We start from the raw sequence: 21,181 nt of genomic DNA on the forward strand, positions 1-21,181 counted from the left end.
CGGAAACTGCTCCGCCGACGGCCGGCGCCGGTCAGCGCGGGGTGGCCGCCAGCAGGTCGGCCACGGCGTCGACGGTCTCCGGATGCGCCGCCAGCAGCGTGGTCAGGCCGGCGGGAACGGCGGCGGTGGCGGCGTCCAGCTCGCGCCAGCCGCCGTCGCAACCGAGCAGCGCGGCGACGGCGTCCACGCTCTGCGGGTTGGCCGCCAGCAGGGCGGCGACCGGCCCGGACACGGCGGCGGGGACCGCTGGCGTCGACGACGGCGCCGAGGCCGACCACGGCGGCACCCAGGCGTCCAGCGCGGCCAGCGAGCCGGGGAACGTACGCCCCGCCTCCCGCACCAGCAGCGGCACCAGCTCCGCGCCGTGCTCGCGCAGCGTGGTGATCAGGGTGGGCAGCCACGGCAGCAGGACCGGGTCGGGCAGCCGGGCGAACGCGGACGACATCACCTCCACGACGAACGGCGCGAGCCCCGGCACCGGCTCCAGGGCCTGCACGAAGCCGCTGAGGTACTGCGGGAAGGCGGGCACCACCAGCGGGTTGGCGAGCAGCGAGGCGCACCGCTCGCGCAACTCGGCCAGGGGCAGCAGGCCCAACTGGTGCCGGGCGGCCCAGAGCAGCGCCACCTTGGCCGGCGTTTCCGGATGCGACTGCGCGACGGCGAGTTCGAGCTGGGACCGGTCGCAGCCCAGGGAGAGCGCCAGGCTCTCCATGCCGAACAGGAAGCCCAGCATGGCGCCGACCTGACGCACGCCGCTCTCCTCGTCGAGGAACGCGGTGGGCAGCAGGGTGCAGTAGTGCGCGTACCCGGTGGTCACGAACGCCTCGCACCAGGTCGGCAGCGGCCCGGTGGCGCGGTGGTGGGCCAGCAGCCGCCGGATCCGGCGCAGCACCTCGGGGGCGTCGTCGACGGTGCGTTCGGCGGCGAGCAGCTCCACCGCCCGGGCTCCGAGCTCGTCGACCAGGCGCGGGCTGTCGAGCAGCCGGATGGCGTCCTCCACGGCCTCCAGCGCGACCGAGGCCGTCGCCTCCGGGCCCCGCACGACGCGGCGCAGGCGCTGCTCCAGCACCTGCTCGACGGTCACCCCCTCGTAGCCCAGCTCGATCAGCGCCCGCTGGCTGCGGCCGAGGGCCAGGTCCCAGCTCTCCTGGATCGAGCGCTGCCCCAGCCGGCGCTCGCCCATGATGGGCCGGACCGCGTCGCGGGGCAGCAGGTGCCGCAGCCGCCACAGCAGATCCGAGCAGGGCACCAGCTCGGGGTTGGCCCGCAGGTCCACCAGGGCCCGCTGGATCGTGCGCTTCTCCAGGTCCAGCCCGAGCGGGGCGAGCCGGTCGTGGACGTCGCGCGCGAGCGGCGGAAGGGCCTCGTAGCCCACCTGACCGACCCGGTCGCCGCCGAACAGGATCTCGCAGAGCCGGCGGACGTCCCGGCGGCCCGGGACGACGTCCTTCTCGATGCAGGTGACCGCCGCGTCGGCGAAGTCGTACGGCGTGGGGCGCGCGCGGTTGCGCAGGCCGGCGAGGAGGATCGAGGTCTCGAAGACGGCGATCGCGTCGGCGGTGCTGGCCAGGTAGCCGTTGCGCCGGGCCAGCCGGACGATGTCGACGCACCAGCCGCGCAGCTCCGCCTCGTCCAGGCCCTGCGTCGCCGGCGGCTGCGCCAGGTAGTCGGAGAGCCGGTCGGCGACTCCGGCGGCGGGCCCGGGCGCCGGGGTGGCGCGGCGGCGGCCGCCGGTGCGGGTCCGGCCGCCGCGCTGCCCCTCCAGCCGGAACGGGCTCAGCTTGGTGCGGGCGACCGCCTTCGTCCAGGTGGCGGAGGCGATCGACACCGAGCCGGGCGCGAGGCCGAACTGCGCCTCGATGGCGGAGTGGCTGGACGGGATGAGCCCGTAGTGCCACCGGGTGCCGGTGCGCGGGCCGATCTCGAAGGGGGCGTCGGCCCGCAGCCCGAACTGCTCCACCCGGCTGGCGGCGTGGAACGCGCCGCAGACGTAGAGGCAGTCGGCGGGGTCGGCCCCGGAGGCGGCGAGGTGCTGCCGCATCCGAGTCCACATGTAGCGCTCGCGGTCCTCGTCGCGGTCCTGCCGCTCCGCCCCGGCCGGGCGCAGCCGCCGGAACAGGCTGCCGATCAGCACCATCACCTGCCGGTAGGTGTCGTGGTCGGCGTCGGCCAGCGGCTGCTCGACGTACTGGTCCCACCACTCCGACCAGTGCCGGACCTTGCCGTGGTGCAGGAGGTATGCCTCCAGCTCCGCGAAGCGGGGCCGCAGGTCGCCGATCTCGACCCCGACCGCGTCGCCGTGCAGGGCAGCCTCCTCCCCCGCCGGCGCGGCGGCCTCCACGTCCCCGCCGGCCGGGGCCTCGTCGGCGGCGTCGGCCGGGCGGCGCGGCGACCACTGAAAGACGTGGTCGGTGGAGCGGTCCACCAGCACCAGCTCGACGCCCGGCGTCTCCAGCGCGTACGCGATGGCCTGGTATTCCGCGCTGGCCTCGGTGATCGGCGCGACCACGCTGAGCGGCCCCCAGTCGGCCGGGAAGCCGTCCAGCTCCGAGGCGAAGGCCTGCACGGCCACCGGGAGGCTGCAGTTGCGCAGCTCGCCCAGCAGCGGCTGGAGGTCCTCGCACAGCTCCAGGTAGATCACCTTCGGCTGCTTCGCGCGCAGCCTGCGGACCATGGCCAGCGCGGACGCCGGAGAGTGGTGGCAGACCGGGAAGATCTCCAGTTCCTCGCCGAGGGCGCGGTCGACGTCGTCGACGATGCCGGCGAGGATCTCCGCGACGGCGCCCAAGCTGCCGGCGAAGGCGCCGGCGGCGGCCGTGAGCTGCTCGCGCAGCGCGCCGAACGGCCCGGCGGTGGTGGGCGCGGTCACGACAGGGCGGCGATCGCCTGGCGGCCACCGTCGAGGAAGCCCTCCCAGCCGCCGTCCTGCTTGGCGCGCGGCTCGACCACCCCGTGCAGGTACTTGTTGAGGATCGCCAGGTCCTCGGGGCTGCGCCGGGCCAGCGAGCCGACCAGCGACCCCGCCAGCGTCGCGGCGCGCAGGGTGCGGTCGCCGAAGAACTGACTGTGCAGGATGGCGTCCTCCAGGACGCCGATCTGTTCGGCGGTGGACAGCGCCGACTCCAGCTTCTCGTCGTCGCTGGTCGCCGAGGTGGCGGCGGCGCGCAGGTCGGCGAAGCTCTGCAACAGGATGTCGAGCAGGGTGGGCGGCACGTCCAGCGTGATCTGGTGGCGGCGCAGCAGTTCCTCGGTGCGGAAGCGGACGATCTCGGCCTCGCTGCGCTTGTTGGTCACCACGGGGATCCGGACGAAGTTGAACCGCCGCTTGAGCGCGGAGGAGAGGTCGTTCACGCCCCGGTCCCGGCTGTTCGCGGTGGCGATGATCGAGAAGCCGGGCTTGGCGAAGACGATGTTGTCGTGGTTCAGCTCCGGGATGGAGACGTACTTCTCCGACAGGATCGAGATCAACGCGTCCTGCACGTCGCTGGTGGAGCGGGTCAGCTCCTCGAACCGGCCGACGGTGCCCTGCTCCATCGCCGTCATGATGGGCGACGGGATCATCGACTCCCGGGACTGGCCCCGCGCGATGACCATGGAGACGTTCCACGAGTACTTGATGTGGTCCTCGGTGGTGCCGGCGGTGCCCTGGACCACCAGGGTCGAGTTGCGGCAGACGGCGGCGGCCAGCAGCTCGGCCAGCCAACTCTTGCCGGTGCCCGGGTCGCCGATCAGCAGCAGGCCCCGGTCCGACGCCAGGGTCACGATGCTGCGTTCGACGAACGTGCGGTCGCCGAACCACTTCTGCGGGATCTCCCGGTCGAGCCCGTCGGCCCGTTCCGAGCCGAGGATGAACAGGCGGACCATCCGCGGGCTCAACCGCCACGAGAACGGCTTCGGATCGGTGTCGACCGACTCCAGGAAGTCGAGTTCCTCGGCGTACTTGACCTCGGCGGGGGCACGGAGCATCTCGGACATGAGGGGTTGTTCTCCTAGGTGAGGAAGCTCTTGAGCTCGAAGACGAGTTTGCGGATGTGACCGGAGATGACCGGCGTGCCCAGGTCCTTGAAGCGTTGCCGGAACCAGGGGTTGACGCTCTGCTGGCCCGAGCTGTTGACCGAGCCGACCGGGATGAACCGCACCCCGGAGCGGTGCACCGCCTCGATGCCGTCGAACAGCGGCTGGGAGCGGTTGAACTCGTAGAAGTCCGAGATCCACACCATGACCGTGTTCTTCGGCTCGACGATCTTGGGGCGGGCCAGCGCCATCGCGACCGGGCCGTCGTTGCCGCCGCCCAGCTTGGTGCGCAGCAGCACCTCGAACGGGTCGTGCACCCACGGCGTGAGGTCCAGCGCCCGCGTGTCGTACGCGATCAGGTGCACGTCCACCTTGGGCAGGCCGGCGAAGATCGACGCGAGGATCGTGCAGTTGACCATCGAGTCGACCATCGAGCCCGACTGGTCCACCACCACGATCAGCCGGGCCGGCGTGACCCGGCGGGCGGTCTGCCGGTAGTAGAGCCGGTCGACGTAGAGGCGCTCGTCCTCGGGGCTCCAGTTGGTCAGGTTCTGCCAGATGGTGCGGTCGAGGTCGAGGTTGCGGTAGACCCGCTTCGGCGGCACGGACCGGTCGACGACGCCGACGCTGGTCTGCGCGACCTGGGTACGCAGCACCTCGGCGACCTCGTCGACGAACCGGCGGATGAGCGCCTTGGCGTTGGCCAGGGCCACCCCGGAGAGGTTGGCCTTGTCCCGCAGCAGCTGCTCGATCAGCGACATGCTGGGCGTCAGCCGGCTGGCCAGCACCGGGTCGGCCAGCACCTCCCGCAGGTGCATCCGGCGGACCAGGTCGCCCTCGATGCCGGCCAGCACCCCGCCGAGACCGTCGCCGCCGCCCTGCCGGCGCAGCCCGCCGGGCTCCATCCCGAGGGCCTGCTCGAACCAGCCGGCGTCGGACTGCCACCGGGCCAGCTGGCCGGCGTCGACCGCCCCGTGGCCGGTGGCGAACACGTTGAGCAGCAGCTTCGACACCAGCGCGGCGCGGCGTACCTCGGCGGCGCCGGGCGCGGACGACGGCCCGTGGTCGCCAGGCCCGGCGGCGGGCTCGGCGGCGGGCGGGGTGGGCCCGGCGGCGGATCCGGCGGGCTCGCTGGGTTCGGCGGGCTGGGTGGGCCCAGCGGCGGGCTCGGCGGACTCGGCGGGCTCGGACGTTGCGGCGGCGGGAGCGTCGGGGGTCGGTCGGAGCAGGCCGCGCAGCTCGGCGGCGACGGCCGGGAAGCGCTGGACGACGGTGTCCACCGACACCGCCGGGTCCAGCAGGGCGGCCGGCAGCCCGAGGTCCTCGACGACCGCCATGCTGGCCGACTCCAGGGTGGGCTGCTCGTCGGGGTCGAAGAGCCGGGCCAGCAGCCGCCAGTAGAGCACCTGGCGCCGGTTGGCGTCGGCGAGGTCCGCGGGGGTCGGGGAGTCGTCGTTCATCGGCGCAGCAACCGTCCCGCGCGCTCGCGCAGCACCGCCACGGCGTCGCCCGCCTTGGCCTCGGCCTTGGCGACCTTCGGGTCGGTGACCCCGCCCGCCCAGTCGCCGGTGTGCGCCTCGACCGGCTGGCGTTTGACGGTGGCCCGCACCGCCAGGGGTTGCAGCGACCACCGCCCGTCGTCCCACCGGATCAGGCCGAGGCACGCGGACGAGGCGGCCACCAGCTCGGGGGTGAGCGGGCCGCAGGACGGCAGCCGGTCGACCTCGACGGCGATCGACTGGCCGCCGATGTCGAGGGTCGTCGTGCCGTCGTCGTCGCGCACGGTGTAGCCCTCCACCAGCACGGGCTCGGCGATCCCGACGGGGTGCCGCTCCAGGGGCGCCGGCGCCGCCGCGACGGCCGTCGGCAACAGGACCCGGGCGGTGGCGAACGGGTCGGCCGGCTCGCCGGGTCGCACCCGGTCGTCGCGCCAGAGCAGGTCCGTCCCGTGCAGCGGCAGCCCGGTGACCGTGAGGCTGCGCCGCTCGGCCAGCGCGGCCAGCAGCACGGGATGGGCGTCCAGCAGCCGCCACAGCGCGGGCCCGACGATCGTCTCCACCTTGACCGCGCCGACCGCGCAGCGGACCAGCCGCGGCGGCCCGCCGTCGGCCGGTTCGAGGATCGCGTGCACCTGCGCCTGCACGGCGGTGTCGTGCTCGTGCACGTCGACGCCGAGCACGAGCAGCCGCCCGGAGACCTCCTCGACGGCGGTCGGGACGGACTCGGCCGCCGCATCCTGGGCGAGCAGCACGCCTCGGGCCCAGAGGTCGGCCCAGCGCCGCAGCGGCGGCTGCGCCATCGTGGCGACCGGCACGCAGGCGCGCAGCTCGGCGGCGAGCCCGTCGAGCAGCACCGCCAGCCGGCGCAGGCCGGGCTCGGCGAGGGCGGCCTCGACCGGCGCTCCCGCGGCGGCCACCAGCTCGTGGTCGACGCCGCCCCACCCGGTCACCGCCACCTCGTGCAGCCAGGCGCGGGCTCCGGCGCGGGCCGCGGACCCGGCGCCCGGGGACTCGACCGGGCCGGCAGCCCAGGGGGCGCGGACCCGGCCCAGCGCGGTGTCGAGCTGCCCGAGCAGCGCGTCGTGGGCGGCGCCGAGCAGCGCGCACCGGGCGCCGGCGAGGGCGAGCAGGTGTTCCTCGGCCACCGAACCGGCGGTCACCTTGGCCACCGCCTCGGCGAGCCGGTCGCCGAGCGGGGTGGCGCTCAGCGCGCCGGCCAGGGCGGCCAGCGCGGCGGCGTCGGCCTCACCCACCCGGGCGAGGCCGCGCAGCAGGGCGTCGTCGAGGCCGGCGACCAGGTCGAGGGCGTCGGTCAGGCCGGTCGGGGTGCCGTCGCGCAGGACGGTGAGCTGCGTGCCGAGCATCAGCGGCCCGCCCCGGTGGCCGGGAACCAGTGCAGCTCGGGCAGGGGGACCGCGCTGCCGGGCAGTTCCAGGTAGGACAGGTGGCGCAGGAAGCGACTGAACACGACGGCGGCGGGGGTCGGCTCGTGCCGCCCGGCGAGGGCGGCCAGCAGCTCCCGGGCGGTGTCCACCCCCGCGCCGACGTCGACCCGCAGGTAGCGGGCGACGCGGTCGGCGCCGTACTGGAGCAGTGCCTCGTCGGCCAGGGCGTGCAGGTGCTTGCACGGCGCGCCGCGTAGCCCGCCGCAGGGGCGGTTGTTGTTGGTGCTGCAGTGGTAGGCGTGGGTGCCGGAGGCGATCGACGAGACGTAGACCCGGTCGACGTCCGACCCGCTGGAGACCACGCCCTGCAACCGCCCGTCGGCCAACTCCAGGAAGGGCACCTTGGCCAGCTTGCGGGGCCGCGCGGGCGGCACCACCCGCACCGTGCTGCGCCGTCGCCACGCGGTCCGTTCCGCGTCAGCCACTGTCCGACCTCCCGTCCGCCGCTCCCGGCGCCGCCCATGACCATCCGCACGCCGGAGGGGTCGCCGGCGTCGCTGTGACGACAAGGATCATGGACCACGGGTACGACAGACCCTGAGTCGGGTTTACGGACGGTGGTCGCTGCGGAGGCCACGCGCCCCTATGCTTCGGACACCGACGCCGACGGGAGGCGGGATGTCACCGGTCATCGCGGTCCCGGGCAGTGCCGGTGCCACCCGGGTCCACCACCACCTGTCACCGCGCGCCGCCGGACGCGTCCCCGGCGCCGGAGACACCGGCGGCGGGTCGGTCGGCCAGGGCCGTCGGGGTGCCGCCGACGCCCGCCCCGGGGTGCGGTGTCGGGCCGTCGGGGCAGGCGCCCGATGGTGTAGAAAAGGCGGGGTGAGCGCAGCGATGACGCGCGGCAGGCCACACGGTCGCCGGACGGTCCACCGTGGCTGAGACCGAACTGCCGCCACCGTCGGTGGACGCGGGAGCCGCCCTGGTGCGGCTGGGGGACGTACCGCTGGCCGACCTGCTCGCCGGCGCCGGCGACGGCGTGCTGGCCCACGTGCTGGCCACGCTCGTGGCCGGCGACGAGCCGGGCCGGCAGCTCGACGTGTCGGCGTTCGAGTCGAGCTTCTGACGTGTCCGCCGACGCCCCGACGTCGGCCGCCCCGCCCCACCCTGACCACACCCGTCCGCCGACCCGGCACGACCTTTCGGCGCCGGCGGCGGGCTCCTGCGGGCCCGGCGCGGCGCCGCCGGCCCGGGTCCGGCAGCTCGTGCTCAAGGTGCACAGCCGCTGCAACCTGGCGTGCGACCACTGCTACGTCTACCGCAGCGCCGACCAGCGGTGGCGGGAGCGGCCCCGGGTGATCGCGCCGGGCACCGTGGCCCAGGTCGCGCGGCGCCTCGGCGAGCACCTGGCACGGCACGGCCCCGACCGGGTACGCGTCGTGCTGCACGGCGGCGAGCCGCTGCTGGCCGGTCCGGCGGCCCTCGACCGGACCGTACGCACCCTGCGGGCGGCACTGCCCCCCGGCGCGGCGCTCGACGTCGGCGTGCAGACCAACGGCGTGCTGCTGGACGAGGAGTTCCTGGCGCTGTGCCACCGCCACGACATCGACGTCGGGGTGAGCCTCGACGGCGGTCGGGCCGCCAACGACCGGCACCGCCGCTACCCCGACGGACGGGGCAGTTTCGCCGACGTGGCCGCCGCGCTGCGGCTGCTCGGCCGCCCACGGCACCGGTCCCGCTGGGCGGGGCTGCTCTGCACGGTCGACCTGGCCAACGACCCGGTGGGCGTCTACGAGTCGCTGCTCGCGTTCGACCCGCCCCGCCTGGACCTGCTGCTGCCGCACGGCAACTGGAGCACTCCCCCGCCCGGGCGCCGGCCGGGCGGCACCGACACCCCGTACGGCGACTGGCTGGTGGCCGTCTTCGACCGTTGGTACGCCACGACGCCCCGCCGCACGGGGATCCGGTTGTTCGAGTCGCTGATCGCGCTGGTGCTCGGCGGCCGCAGCGGCACCCTTGCGGTGGGGTTCGCCGAGCCGGACGTCATGACGATCGAGACCGACGGCACCATCGAGGGCACCGACACCCTGAAGACGACCGACGACGCGTCGATGCGTACCGGCCTCGACGTCTTCCGCCACTCCTTCGACGAGGCGCTGCGGCACCCGTCGCTGGCGGGCCGGCCGACCGGCCCGGTCGCCCTGGCCGCCGCCTGCCGGGCCTGCCCCGTGCTCAGCGCCTGCGGTGGCGGCCTGTACGCGCACCGTTTCCGCGCCGGCGCCGGCTTCGCGCACCCGTCGGTCTACTGCCCCGACCTCTACCGGCTGATCGACCACGTACGGCGGGTGGTGGCGGCGGACGTCGACGCCCTGCGCCGCCGCGCCCTGGCCGCGCCGCCCGACGCCGCCCCGGCCCGGCGGCGGTGAGTCGGTGGTGCTCTCCCCCGCCCAGCTCGCCGGCCTCGCCGCGGGCCACGGTGACGACGCCACGCTCGAGGTGCTGCGCGCCGGTCAGCTCGGGCGGCGGCGGCTGCTGACCGTCGCCGCCGCCCGCGCGGGCGGGACCGGTTCGCCGGCCGCGCGGTGCCTCGCCCTGCTCACCCTCGCCGAGCGGGCGGATCCGGCGGCCGTCGCCCACGTCCTGGCCCACCCGCCGGTCACCGGCTGGGCCACGGACGCCCTGCACGGCCGCCCCGACGCGGCCTACCTGGCCGGGCTGGCGGGGGCCGCCGCCCTGCGCGCGGGCCTTCCCTTCACACTCGCCGTGCCCTGCCCGCAGGGTGCGCTGCTGCTGCCCACGGTGGGTGGCGCGGTCGGGCTCGGCGCCGGCACCGCGCTCGTGCGTGGCACGGGACGGCGCTACGACCCCCGGTCGGCCGGCGACGGGCGACCGCCGCCGGGGTTGTCGGTGCACGGGCCGGCCGATGCCGTGCACGCCACCGACGGGTCGGGCGACGGTCACGCCCCGGCACGCGGGTGGTTGCCGAGCCGCCGGCTCACCCCGGGCCCGCACGCGCCCCCGACCGGGGTGCTCGTCGACGACCAGGATCCGCACCGGAGCCGCTACCACCGGCCGCCGACGAGCCGCCTGGACGACGCCACGGCGGAGCGGCTCGACCGGCTGGCCGGGCAGGCGTGGCACTGGCTGGCCGACCGGCTGCCGGCGCACGCCCGGGGGCTGGCCACGCTGCTGCGTACGGTGGTGCCGCTCACGCCGCCGCCGTCCGGGCACCCGGTCAGCGCCACCAGCCGCGCCGCACTGGGTGCCATCGCGCTCTCCGTGCCGGCCGACCCGCAGACGCTCGCGCTGCTGCTGGTGCACGAGGTGCAGCACACCAAGCTGGGCGCGCTGCTGGACCTGCTGCCGCTGCACACGCCGGGCGGCCCGGCCCGCCACCGGGCGCCGTGGCGGTCAGATCCCCGCCCCGTCGGCGCGCTGTTGCAGGGCGCGTACGCCCATCTCGGGGTGGCCGACGTGTGGCGCTGCCGACAGCACGAGGACGTCCGCTGCGCGTTCGAGTACGCGTACTGGCGGGTGCAGACCGCGCGAGCCGTCGCGCAGCTCGCCGGCAGCACGGAGCTGACCGACGACGGGCGGGCCTTCGTGGCGGGCATGGCCGGCACCCTGCGCGGCTGGCAGCCCACCGGCGACGCGCGGGTCGAGGCGGCGGCGCGCGACGTCGCGGACGGCGGGGCGGTGCGCTGGGCGCTGGCCAACCTGGTCCCCGACGACGACGGCGTGGCGGAGGTGGCGCACGCGTGGCGGCGGGGTCGGCCCCCGCCGCCGATCGCCGCACCCGCCGTCGTGCCCGGCCCGGCCCGGCCCGCGTCGACCGGGGACACCGGCGCGGAGGCGGCGGTGCGGCGGCGGCTGCTGCTGGCGACGACGGAGCACCGCGGCACGGGCAGCGGCGAGGCGGACGCGCCGGGGCGGGTGGACCAGGCCGACCGGGCGTACGCGGCGGGGGACGCCGTCGGCGCCCTGGCCGGATACCGCCGCCGGCTCGCCGGGGACCCCGGGGACGCCGACGCGCTGGTCGGCGTCGCGCTGGCCGCCGGGCGGCTGGGGCGTACCGCCGCCGCACGGGTGCTGACCACCCGCCCCGACCTGGTCCGGGCGCTGTGCCGGCGGCTGCCCGGCGCCGACCCGCTGGCGGTCGCGACCTGGCTGGCCGCCGGCCCCGACTAGCGCGCCCTCCCGGCCGGATTCGGCGCAGGGCGAGCGCTCGGACCAGGGCGACGCTCGGCGCAGGGCGGGCGCTCGGGCCCGACCGGCGGTGAGACCAGACCGGGCGCTCAGAAGGCGTTTCACATGTGGGTCAGTCGGGTGTGTTGAAGGTGCGGCGTTGTTGGCGGGTGGCGGGTCCGCTTCGGGTGAGGCGGCTGAGCATGCCGGCGATGGCGGCCCAGCGAATCATGGCTTCCGAGGTGGCAGGGAGGGTTTCGTAGTCGCGGGCCAGCCGGCGGTGGGCGGTCAGCCAGGCCAGGGTCCTCTCCACGACGCAACGGCGGCGGTGCACGACGAACCCGTTCTGGTCGGCGGGTTTTCGCACGATCTCCAGAGTGGTGCGCAGCGTGTCGCGGGTCCAGTCGACCAGACGGCCGGCACGACCGGAGTCGGCGAACACGTGCCGGATCGGGGGTAGGTTTCCTGCGTGGATCCCTGCCTGCGCTTGGCATTGCTTGAGGCCGACTATCTCAACGACGCGGTCGCCGAGATCCGCGAACGTCCGGTCGAGGAGCTCAAAGCCCGGTATGCCGAGGTGCTCGCGTTGGAAGTCTCGGCGGACGCGGATCAGGCGTCCTGGACCGACGCGGCGGATCTGTGGGATGCGCTGCCGGACGGCACCGACGGCACCATCCGGTCGCTGGCCGGCATCGAGGGCTTTTCTAGCCTGCGCACCTTGAACCTGCGCGAATCCGAGGTCAGTGATCTCGGACCGCTCACCGCGCTGCCTGAGCTGGAGCTGCTGTGGGTCGGTGTGCCGCCGGACGCGGACCTGACCCCGCTGCTGGCCTGCGATCAGCTCAAGCGGGTGCGCATCGGCTGTGCGGCCGTGCTTCACCCAGCGGGCCACGAGGTGCTCGTGGCGCTGGCCGCGCGCGGAGTCCAGCTGGACAACTTCCTGCCTGACCCGGTCGAGGCGGCGGCGCCATTCAGTGATCCGATACTGAAACTGGCAGTGCTCGATGCATTGACGGACTCGGTCGAGCTGCCGCCGACGTACTTCTTCGACGAGTTCGAGTTCGACGAAGGCAACCTGGCCCGGCTGATGACGGTCGCGATACCCCAGGCGGCGCTCGACACCGTCCACTCCCTCGGCTGGTTCATGGGTGGTGGTCACGACACGGCGCACCTGGTGTGGCAGCAGTTCGACGGCGAGTCCGACGAGTTCCGCATCCGGTCGCTGGCGGGCGTGGAGGCGCTGCGCAACCTGCGTGAGCTGAACGTCACCCCACTCGCCGTGCTGCCTGCGCACCAGGTTGCGCAGCTGCGGGCGCGTGGCGTCACGGTCAGCGAATTTGAGGAAGCAGCGCAGCGGAGAGCTGCACTCGCTGCCGTCAAGGCGCATGGTGTCGTCGTGATCGACAAAGCGGTGGCGGGCGTGAACGCGCTGACGCGGCGGTGGGTGGACACGCTCGGCTCCGAAGCCTCGGCTGCGGTGTCCGGGGCCGGGGTGTGGCCGCTGCTGGCCTATCTGGCTCCGGCCGCCGACGGTGCGGGCCGCGACGAGTTGACGGCGGCGACGGGAGTGTCTGCCGAGGACGCCGCCTCCACTGCGGCGGCGCTGGTCGCGCTGCTGCGATCGACACCCGGCCTGCGGGCCGCGATCGGCGTCTGGGCCCGCCCCGAGCTGAACCTGAAAGCCTCGTGGCGAGACAGCCTGCCGGCCCGCACCGTCAGGGTGCTCTACGACCAGGAAGTGCTCGACCGCTGGGTGCGCGGGGAGACCGACGGCGCGCTCGACCGGATGCCCGTCACGATCGATCCGCTGACGATGTTGATGCTCGCGTCGGTGCTGGTCGCCCGGACCACGTGGGTCCAGCCGTTCGACGACGGCGTGCTGACCGCCGAGGACGGACCCTGGACCGGACAGGCCCTCTGGGGCCTGCACCGCAGCACCACCAACCGTGACCTGCTCGCCGTGTACGACACCCCGGCCGGACAGGTCACCGTCCTGACCGTCGAGGGCACCGACGGCATCGACGTCGACCTGGCCATCGGCCTGCCCGACGCCCCGGCCACCGCGGTCCTCGCCGCCGCACTTGACACCCGATCGGCGGCGCCGACCCGGCGCGGCTCACAGCTCGCGCAGGGCGACACGGCGCCGGGCGTGTCCGTGGACCTCGGCTGGACGCACGACGACAGCCCTGGGCTGCTGGTAAGCCTGCCCCGGTTCACCGTGAGCTCGTCGCACGACCTGCTCGCGCACGCCGAGGTGTTCGGGCTGCGTGCGGTGTCGGACCTGAGCGAGCAGCAACTGCCGGGCCTGAGTGACCTCCCGTTGGGCGTCGGCGCGGCAGCGCAAGACCTCACCACGTCGTTCACCGCGGAAGGGTTCGAGGCGGTCGTGGCGACCGCGATCGGGATCCAGTACAAGGGCGCGCCACCGTCGAAGCGCCTGCTGCAGGTGCGGCTGCTGCTGGACCGGCCATTCGGGTTCGTCGCCAGGCACCGCCACTCTGGGCTGGCGCTCATCGCCGGCTGGGTCGCGCAACCAGAGGCAGCGTCCGCTTAGAGAGCGGTCCATATGCCTGTCAGTCGGGTGTGTTGAAGGTGCGGCGTTGTTGGCGGGTGGCGGGTCCGCCTCGGGTCAGGCGGCCGAGCATGCCGGCGATGGCGGCCCCAGCGAATCATGGACTCCGAGGTGGCCGGGCGGGTTTCGTAGTCGCGGGCCAGCCGACGGTGGGCGGGAGGACACGGTCTGCCAGGGCGGGAAGTCGACCGGCAGATACCGCCACGCGCACCCGGTCCGCACCACGTACAGGATGCTGTCGACGATCGCCCGACGAGGATGCTTCTCCGGCCTGCCCATCCACTGCGGCGACGGCAGCATCGGCTCGATGATCTCCCACTCGGCATCGGTCAGGTCAGACGGGTACCGCCGCACTCGATCCACATCCGCCTACCGACCGGACCCGACTCATCGACCGGACCCACTGTGCGACACGCTCGACCAGCGCACATCCCAAACGCGCTCTCAGAGCAGGGCGGGCTCGATGTAGCCGTTGAACCGGTCGCGCTGGCGGGCCTGGACCACCCGCGGGTTGTCGCCGCCGAACAGCTGCACGAGCTGGCCGAACGCGTCGTCGTAGAGGGCGCGGCCGGCGTCGGCCTCGCTCTCGGTGGCGATCCTGCTGACCGCGAGGTTGAGCGCCGCCGAGACGCTGTCCGGGTGCTCGGCGCCGAGGGCCCGGATCAGCTCGACGTAGGCGGTGGTGTCCAGCAGCAGGGCGGCGTCGCGCTCGCCGAGCGCGTACAGGTCGTTGGCGAGGTTGAGCGTGGCGAGCAGGGTGTGCGGGTGCCGCTCGCCGAGGCTGGCGAGAAGCTGGTCGCGGACCCGCTGGGCGAGGTCGAGCGCCTGGGGGTGGTCGCCACCCTTGCGTAGGAACACGCCGAGGTTGTTGAGGCAGGCCAGGGTGATGGCGTGGTCGGCGCCGAGGACCTCGGTGTACGCGTCGCGCAGCCGCCGCGCCATCCGCAGCGCGGTCGGGTTGTCGCCCACCGCCGACCAGGTGGTCGCCAGCGCCATCTCGCAGGAGAGGGTGTCGGCGTGCTCGCCGCCGAGGGTGCGCTGGTAGCGCACCACCGTGCGCTCCAGCACCCGGTGCGCGTCGGCGAAGCGGCCGAGCTGGCGCAGGGTCAGCGCCAGCTCCTTGGCGGTACGCAGGGTCTCCGGGTGGTCGGGGCCGATGATCTTCTGCTGGTTGGCGGAGGTGCGTTGCAGGACGCTGTGCGAGCGCCACAGCTCCCCGGTGTCGCGCAGCCCCCGACCGTAGTTGCTGGCGGAGGCGAGGGTGGACGGGTCCTCGTCGCCGAAGCGTTCCCGGCGCCGCTCGTAGATGTGCTGGTCGAGCTGGGCCGCCTCGCGGAAGTGGCCGACGAGCCGCAGCGAGACGGCGAGGTTGTTCTCGGCGGTCAGCGTACGGCCGCTGTCCTCGCCGAAGCTGCGGACGCTCAGCTCCAGGGTGCGCCGGTCGCGCTGCTCGGCGTCGTGGTAGCGGCCCTGGGCGCGCAGGTCGGCCCCGAGGCTGCGGGCGGTCATGAGGGTGTAGAGGTGGTGCTCACCGAAGATCCGCCGCTGCCGGTCGTAGACGTCCTGGTCGATCTCGAAGGCCCGGTCGAAGAGGCTCTGCGCGCGCAGCACGTTGGCCAGGTGGAACCGCATCCGCAGGTTGGTGGGGTCGTCGTCGTCGGTGTCGCGCCAGCGCTCCAACGCGTCCTCGGCCAGCGAGCGCGCGGACTCGTAGTCCCCGCGCCGGTAGAGGTAACGCACCGTGTCGGCGACGAGCTGGCGGGCCTCCTCGGCCGTCGACTCGTGCAGCGCCGAGGGACGTACGTGCGGCCACAGCTCGGCGTAGCGCGGCCAGTTGGCCGGCTTGTCCGGATCGCGGGGGCTGGCGGCGGCGAGCAGCGACTGGGCCTGGCGGCGGGTCTCGGCGGGGTCGTCGAGCTGGTCCTTGATGACGAGCTGCACCAGCCGGTGGATGCGCACGGTGTTGTTCTCCGCGTCGACCTGGGCGAGGCCGTAGCGGCCCAGCTCGGCGGTGACCAGCCCCTGCAGGATCGGGTCGGTGAGGGTGGGGTCGAACGGGGCCATGAAGACGGCGAACCGCTCGCCGGTGAGCATCGCGACCGGGATCGGCTCCGGCGCGTAGTACGAGCACAGCTCCAGCAGGCGCGCGGCGGCGGGCTTCTCCTGCCGCAGCTGCCGCAGCGTCACCAGCCAGGTCGCGGCGAGCGTCTTGGAGTATCCGGCCGACTGCCGGCCCTCGAGGATGCGCAGCAGGCCGGGGGTGTCCAGCGAGGCGAGGTACTGCTGCACCGGCAGCGCCGTGGCCCGCAGGTAGGCGGCGCCCTGTTCCACCGCCAGCGGCAGGTCGCCGAGCTTCTCCGCGACCTGGGTCGCCTCCTCCTCGGTGAGGCCGCGGACGCGGTCGCGCAGCAGCTGGACGCTCTCCGTCCGGTCGAAGACGGTCAGCTCGGTGGCGCCCGCGTACTCGCTCCAGGTCTGGTCGCGCGTGGTGAGCAGGACGTGCCCGGGGCCCTGCGGCAGCAGCGCCCGGGTGGCCCGCGACGGCTCGTCGGCGTTGTCCATGACGATCAGCCAGCGCCGGCCGGGGCCGCCCCGGCGCAGCGCGTCGAGCACCCGCCGGACCGCCTCGCCACCACCGCCGGCGCCGAGCCCCATCGCCTCGGCGAGGTCGGCCAGCCCGCCCCGGATCCGTTCCTCGCTGTCGGCGGGGATCCACCAGACCACGTCGTAGTCGCGGGCGAAGCGGAGCGCGTACTCGGCGGCGAGCTGGGTCTTGCCGACCCCGCCGAGACCGTGGACCACCTGCACGCCGGAGGCGGGCGAGGCGGTCAGCCGGTCGCGCAGCGCCTCCAGCTGCGCCGCCCGGCCGACGAAGGTGGTGCCGTGCTGGCGCACGTTCCACACCGCCGGGAACGATCCGGGGAACCGGCCGACCGCCCGCCCGGTCACCGCGTGCGCGGGTGCGCCCACCTCCTCGAGCAGCAGGGTCCGGGCGGTGCCGGCGTCGACGTCGCTGAGGTCGACCGGGGTGCGGTCGGTGTAGGGCAGGGCGAGCCGGGACTCGTCTACCCGCAGCGGCACGAGCACGCCGGTGCCGGCGACCTGGTCCCGGCTGGCGGCGGCCTTCCACGCCTCCCCCGCCAGCGGCGTGGCCGCGAAGTGCCGGGTCAGCACGACCAGCACCCGGCTGGCGGCGGCGAGCGCCCGGTCGAACTCGGTGCGGCCACCCGCGCGCACCGGCACGTCGACCGCGCGGCGGTCCACCCGCAGCCCGGCCTCCTCGAGCTGGTCGCTGATCCACTCCGCCCAGAGCCGGTCCACCGAGGCGTAGCCGACCAGCACGGTCTGCTCGGCGGTGAGCCGGGACCGCTCGAACGCGGTCAGCGAGCGGCGCCGTTCCTCCTCCGGCATCGGCTCCAGCCGGGTGACCCGGCCGCCGGTCACCACCGACGCGAGCTGCTCGTACGCCGCCAGCAGGGTGCCCGCCTGCTCCGGACGGTCGCCGAACGCGGCGAGGATCTCCTCGTAGGCGTAGAACGCGCGGTAGGGCACCTCGATGGTGTTCCAGTAGCGGGCCCGCGCGGCGTCGGAGAGGTGGTCGAGGAACGACGCGAACTCGGCCCGGACCAGGTCCCGGCCGGTCTCCAGCTTGCGCAGCTCGGCGTCCTCCACCCGGGTCGGCACGGGCACCAGCAGCGGCGGGTCGTCCGGGCGCTGGGCGCGGATCGAGCGGGCCACGGCCGACGCGCCCCGGATGCTCTGGGTCGACATGGTGAAGCAGTTGACGACGGTGTCGGGCAGTTGCACGGTGCAGATGCCGGCGACGTCGCTCAGGCCCGTACGGCTGTCGATCAGCACGATGTCGTACTCGGCGCGCATCTGCGCGCGGACCGCGTCGAAGAAGGCCGCCCCGCCCTGGCGTTCGTAGAAGTTCGACCAGTCGAAGGTGCTCACCAGCCGCGAGTACGCCGAGTCCTGCTGGCCGGCCGCCACGAAATCGATCACGCCTCCGTGCGGGAACTCCCAGTTCAGCGAGACCGCCCGCCGCTGGATCTTGGCGTGCCCGGCGAGCAGTTCCTGCGGGTCGTCGCCGGGGTTGCGCTGCATCGTGGCCATCGAGTAATCCCAGATCATCTCGATGACCCCGGGGGTGGCGCGCAGCTCGGAGTCGCGCAGGAACGGATGGAAGTAGCGGTGCAGGCCGGGCGACTCCAGGTCCCAGTCCACCACGAGCACCTGGAGCCCCTGGCTGGCCAGGATCCAGGCCACGTTGGCCAGCGCCATCGTGCGTCCCGTGCCGCCCTTGTACGAGTAGAACGTGACGATCTGCCCGCGTGCCGCGTCGTTCACCGCCATCGGCTGACCGCCTCCATCAGGGACCTTCGAGGATCGGGCGGTGCACCGGGCCGTCCGACGGCGGCTCCTGGTAGACCGTGCCCGTACGGTAGATGCGGCTCTGGGCCACGACCAGCGCGTCCTCCAGCTCGGCGTGGAAGCGGCCGGCGGTGGCGATCTCCGGTCGCCACATCGCGGGATCGTTGCGCACCACGTGGTGCGACAGCACGCGCGCCAGGGTCTCCCACAGCCGCTGGTTGCCGTCGGCCGCCGCGTCGTCGGCGGCCGTCCAGGGCACCAGCACCGGGGTGGTGCTGTCGGGGTCGCGGTCGTAGCCGACGAGGCTCAGCTCGTAGCGCGGCAGGCCGGCCGACCAGACGTCCACCACGAGCACGACGATCTGGTTGTGCGCCCGGGCCCACTCCCGCACCTCGGCGAGGTCGACGGCGTCCTCGACCGTCCAGCCGTAGCTCTTGGTGGTCGCGACCGCCCCGGCGTAGCTGCCGATCGGCGCCTCCAGCTCGGGGCGGTACGGCCGCCAGTCCCGGGCCAGCGCGCCGTAGCGCTCCTCCGCCCCGCTGCGGGTGCCGGCCAGTTCCGCCGCGCTGCCGGCGGCCAGGACGAACCAGACGTGCCGGGCGCTTGTCGAGCGGGGCGACCGGGCGGCGGACGAGCCGGGTGCCGGCCGCCGGCGGGTGGTCTCGAAGGCGCTGGTGACCTGGGCGAGCACCGGCCGTCGGGCGGGCCGGAGCAGGCGGTGCTCGCGGTCGGTCTGCACGATGTGCTTGGCCAGCGCGTCGACGAAGTCCTGGTATTCGTCGTGGTGCCGGCGGCGCTGCTTGAGGGTGAGCAGGCCGTCCTGGGCGTACACGGCGCCGGCCGGGAAGTTCTTGTGCTGGAAGCCGGTCAGCGCCTCGGGCACCCGGTCGCAGGGGATCCAGCGGATCGGCAGCACGGCGGGGGGACGGCGACGGAACTCCCGCTCGTGCGCGTCGACCCGGTCGGCGAAGACCCGGAACTCGCGCCCGCAGTAGTCACTGACCACGTAGCGGGGGGAGGTCAGCGCCACCAGGCAGGAACTGGTGGCGAGGGCGTCGGCGAGCTCCTGCGACCAGGTCGCGCCGAGCGGCATCTGCCCGTCGACGAATCCCGCCTGGTCCCAGCCCACGCCGGCCAGCCGGGCCACCGCCTCGCTGAGATCGCCGAAGAACTCCTGCACCTGGCCGTTGCGGTTGTCCTCATGGGCGTAGCTCAGGAAGAAGAGTGGCACGCCCGCCTCCGCTCACGGGTTCCACGATCGTACGGAAAGTATATGTCCGTCGATGCCAGGGTAGCGTCGTGCCGATCTTCGCACCGACCCGTGGAGAGTCGTATCCCCGACGCTTCGCGAAGGCGTCGGCGACACACCGACCCATCATGGGTCGCTTAAATAAGGGGTGACTGATATAAAGGGTTCCGTGCACGCCTTCGACGTACTCGGTGACCCGGTGCGGCGCCGCATCCTCGAACTGCTCACCGACGGCGAGACGACCGCCGGCGGGCTGTGCGACGTGATCCGGCGGGAGTTCGGGATCTCCCAGCCGGCCGTCTCCCAGCACCTGAAGGTGCTGCGGGACAACGGCTTCGCCACCGTGCGGGCGGAGGGGACCCGACGTCTCTACGCCGTCGATCCCCGGCCGCTGCGGGAGGTCGACCGCTGGCTCGACAACTTCCGCCGGTTCTGGACGCCGCCCCTGCACGCCCTCGCCACCGAGCTGGCCCGAGGCAAGCGCGAACGGCGGCTGCGCGAGCAGCCGCCCACGACAGACGACACGACCGACCACGGGAGAGACCGATGATCGACGCGACCGAGCAGATCAACGCCGTACGCCGCCAGCTCGGCCGGCGGGTGCTGGAGGCCGGCGAGGCCCGGGTGATGACCATCAGCCAGACGTACGACGCGCCGCTGGAGGACCTCTGGGACGCCTGCACCAACGCGGAACGGATCCTCCGCTGGTTCATGCCGATCTCCGGAGACCTGCGGCTGGACGGCCGCTACCAGCTGGAGGGCAACGCCGGCGGCACGATCGAGCGCTGCGACCCGCCGAAGGGCTTCGCCGCCACCTGGGAGTTCGGCGGCGAGGTGAGCTGGATCGAGGTGCGGCTGACGCCGGTCGGGGACGACCGGACCCGGTTCGAGCTGGAGCACGTCGCGCACGTCGACCAGGAGCGCTGGGACCAGTTCGGCCCGGGCGCGGTCGGGGTCGGCTGGGACCTGGCGCTGCTCGGCCTGGCGTCGTACCTGGCCGCCGACGGCAGCGGGGTCACGCCGGAGGAGGGCGAGGCCTGGTCGGTGTCCGAGCAGGGCCGGCAGTTCGTCACGGCGAGCAGCGAGCGGTGGGGCGAGGCGAGCGTCGCCGACGGCACCGACGCCGAGGCCGCCCGGGGCGCCGCGGAGCGCACCACGGCCTTCTACACCGGGGCGCCGCCGGCCTGACCGCCCCGCCCGGCGCGGCGGCACCGGCCGCCCGTGCACCCGACCGCCCGGCGCGGTGGCTCCGACGCCCACGCCGGCGGCCGGCCGGAAAAGCGCGCGCGTTCCGTCGGACCCCTCGGGCAGACTCGCCGCCATGTCGCCGCGATCCGTCACCGAGCTCGTCGCCGCCGTCCACGCCGGCGAGAAGATCCGCTACCTGCACTTCTGGGGTCACCGACCGCAGCGTGACGGCAGCGTCGGGCCCGGCTGCCTGAGCCAATGGTGGCCGGCCCCGTTCACCGAGGGCGAGCGGACGTACGCCACCGCCGAGCACTGGATGATGTGGCACAAGGCGATGTTGTTCGGCGACGCGGCGGTCGCCGACCGGATCCTCGCGGCCGGGCACCCCCAACGCGCCAAGTCGCTCGGCCGCGAGGTGCGGGGCTTCGACCAGGCGACCTGGGAGGCCCGGCGCTTCGACATCGTGGTGGCGGGCAGCGTCGCCAAGTTCGACCAGCACGACGACCTGCGGGCGTACCTGCTCGGCACCGGCGAACGGGTGCTCGTGGAGGCCAGCCCGCTCGACCGCGTCTGGGGCATCGGCCTGGCCGCCGACGACCCGCGCGCGGACGATCCGGCGCGCTGGCAGGGCGCGAACCTGCTCGGCTTCGCCCTCATGACGGCCCGGGACGCACTTCGCACGGGCCGCCCGTGACCGCCGGGAGCCGCCGCC

The 21,181-nt window shown here is 74.3% G+C and carries 14 protein-coding genes and 3 pseudogenes; 7 read left to right on the plus strand and 10 right to left on the minus strand.

Features of this window, described 5'->3' with window-relative positions; translation table 11 throughout:
- Positions 1-31: 31 nt before the first annotated feature.
- The 6 genes and pseudogenes from EV374_RS12700 to EV374_RS12720 all read right to left on the minus strand — a co-directional run bounded on the left by EV374_RS12700 (position 32) and on the right by EV374_RS12720 (position 7,383).
- Positions 32-2,869, minus strand: a complete 2,838-nt coding sequence (locus EV374_RS12700; RefSeq protein ID WP_132234850.1) for a DUF5682 family protein — start codon at positions 2,867-2,869, stop codon at positions 32-34.
- A complete protein-coding gene (locus EV374_RS12705; protein ID WP_132234852.1) occupies positions 2,866-3,975 on the minus strand; it encodes an ATP-binding protein in 1,110 nt (369 codons plus the stop codon). Before EV374_RS12705 ends, EV374_RS12700 begins: the two co-directional genes overlap by 4 nt.
- 14 nt (positions 3,976-3,989) lie before the next feature.
- Positions 3,990-5,060 (minus strand): annotated as a pseudogene (locus EV374_RS12710) (vWA domain-containing protein); the annotation flags it as partial.
- Between the two features lie 150 nt (positions 5,061-5,210).
- Positions 5,211-5,474 (minus strand): annotated as a pseudogene (locus EV374_RS33385) (VWA containing CoxE family protein); the annotation flags it as partial.
- On the minus strand, positions 5,471-6,877 hold the full coding sequence (locus EV374_RS12715) for a hypothetical protein (RefSeq protein WP_132234856.1): 1,407 nt from the start codon (positions 6,875-6,877) through the stop codon (positions 5,471-5,473). The pseudogene EV374_RS33385 and the gene EV374_RS12715, both read right to left, overlap by 4 nt.
- Positions 6,877-7,383 carry a hypothetical protein gene (locus EV374_RS12720; protein ID WP_132234858.1) on the minus strand — a complete coding sequence of 169 codons (507 nt, stop codon included), beginning with the start codon at positions 7,381-7,383 and terminating at the stop codon, positions 6,877-6,879. The genes EV374_RS12715 and EV374_RS12720 overlap by 1 nt, the downstream gene beginning before the upstream one ends.
- Positions 7,384-7,835: 452 nt before the next feature.
- Between EV374_RS12720 and fxsA the strand changes: the two genes are divergently transcribed.
- Genes fxsA through EV374_RS12735 form a run of 3 tightly spaced genes read left to right on the plus strand, consistent with a single transcriptional unit; the run spans position 7,836 to position 11,089 of the window.
- A complete protein-coding gene (gene fxsA / locus EV374_RS12725; protein WP_132234860.1) occupies positions 7,836-8,027 on the plus strand; it encodes an FxSxx-COOH cyclophane-containing RiPP peptide in 192 nt (63 codons plus the stop codon).
- Position 8,028: 1 nt separating this feature from the next.
- Positions 8,029-9,327, plus strand: a complete 1,299-nt coding sequence (locus tag EV374_RS12730; RefSeq protein WP_207914123.1) for an FxsB family cyclophane-forming radical SAM/SPASM peptide maturase — start codon at positions 8,029-8,031, stop codon at positions 9,325-9,327.
- A gap of 4 nt (positions 9,328-9,331) precedes the next feature.
- Positions 9,332-11,089, plus strand: a complete 1,758-nt coding sequence (locus EV374_RS12735) for an aKG-HExxH-type peptide beta-hydroxylase (RefSeq protein WP_132234862.1) — start codon at positions 9,332-9,334, stop codon at positions 11,087-11,089.
- Between the two features lie 130 nt (positions 11,090-11,219).
- Here EV374_RS12735 and EV374_RS32520 read toward each other — a convergent pair whose 3' ends face one another.
- Entirely contained in the window at positions 11,220-11,528 is a 309-nt protein-coding gene (locus EV374_RS32520) for a transposase (RefSeq protein ID WP_165947771.1), read from the minus strand.
- Positions 11,529-11,555: 27 nt separating this feature from the next.
- Between EV374_RS32520 and EV374_RS12745 the strand changes: the two genes are divergently transcribed.
- A complete protein-coding gene (locus tag EV374_RS12745) occupies positions 11,556-13,640 on the plus strand; it encodes a serpin family protein (protein ID WP_165947772.1) in 2,085 nt (694 codons plus the stop codon).
- Positions 13,641-13,820: 180 nt separating this feature from the next.
- Here EV374_RS12745 and EV374_RS12750 read toward each other — a convergent pair.
- The 3 genes and pseudogenes from EV374_RS12750 to EV374_RS12760 all read right to left on the minus strand — a co-directional run.
- Positions 13,821-14,021 (minus strand): annotated as a pseudogene (locus EV374_RS12750) (transposase); the annotation flags it as partial.
- Positions 14,022-14,102: 81 nt separating this feature from the next.
- Positions 14,103-18,014 carry an FxSxx-COOH system tetratricopeptide repeat protein gene (gene fxsT, locus EV374_RS12755; RefSeq protein ID WP_132234868.1) on the minus strand — a complete coding sequence of 1,304 codons (3,912 nt, stop codon included), beginning with the start codon at positions 18,012-18,014 and terminating at the stop codon, positions 14,103-14,105.
- A gap of 16 nt (positions 18,015-18,030) precedes the next feature.
- Positions 18,031-19,263: a TIR-like protein FxsC gene (locus EV374_RS12760; protein ID WP_132234870.1), complete on the minus strand. Its 1,233-nt coding sequence runs from the start codon at positions 19,261-19,263 to the stop codon at positions 18,031-18,033.
- Between the two features lie 187 nt (positions 19,264-19,450).
- Between EV374_RS12760 and EV374_RS12765 the strand changes: the two genes are divergently transcribed.
- From EV374_RS12765 to ybiA, 3 genes are all read left to right on the plus strand, one after another.
- The gene (locus EV374_RS12765) at positions 19,451-19,831 is read left to right on the plus strand and encodes an ArsR/SmtB family transcription factor (RefSeq protein ID WP_132234872.1); all 381 of its coding nucleotides are present in this window, start codon (positions 19,451-19,453) and stop codon (positions 19,829-19,831) included.
- Positions 19,828-20,469: an SRPBCC family protein gene (locus EV374_RS12770; protein ID WP_132234874.1), complete on the plus strand. Its 642-nt coding sequence runs from the start codon at positions 19,828-19,830 to the stop codon at positions 20,467-20,469. The genes EV374_RS12765 and EV374_RS12770 overlap by 4 nt, the downstream gene beginning before the upstream one ends.
- Positions 20,470-20,602: 133 nt before the next feature.
- A complete protein-coding gene (gene ybiA / locus EV374_RS12775) occupies positions 20,603-21,163 on the plus strand; it encodes a riboflavin biosynthesis intermediates N-glycosidase (protein ID WP_132234876.1) in 561 nt (186 codons plus the stop codon).
- Positions 21,164-21,181 lie beyond the last annotated feature (18 nt).

The organism is Micromonospora sp. CNZ303, assembly GCF_004345505.1.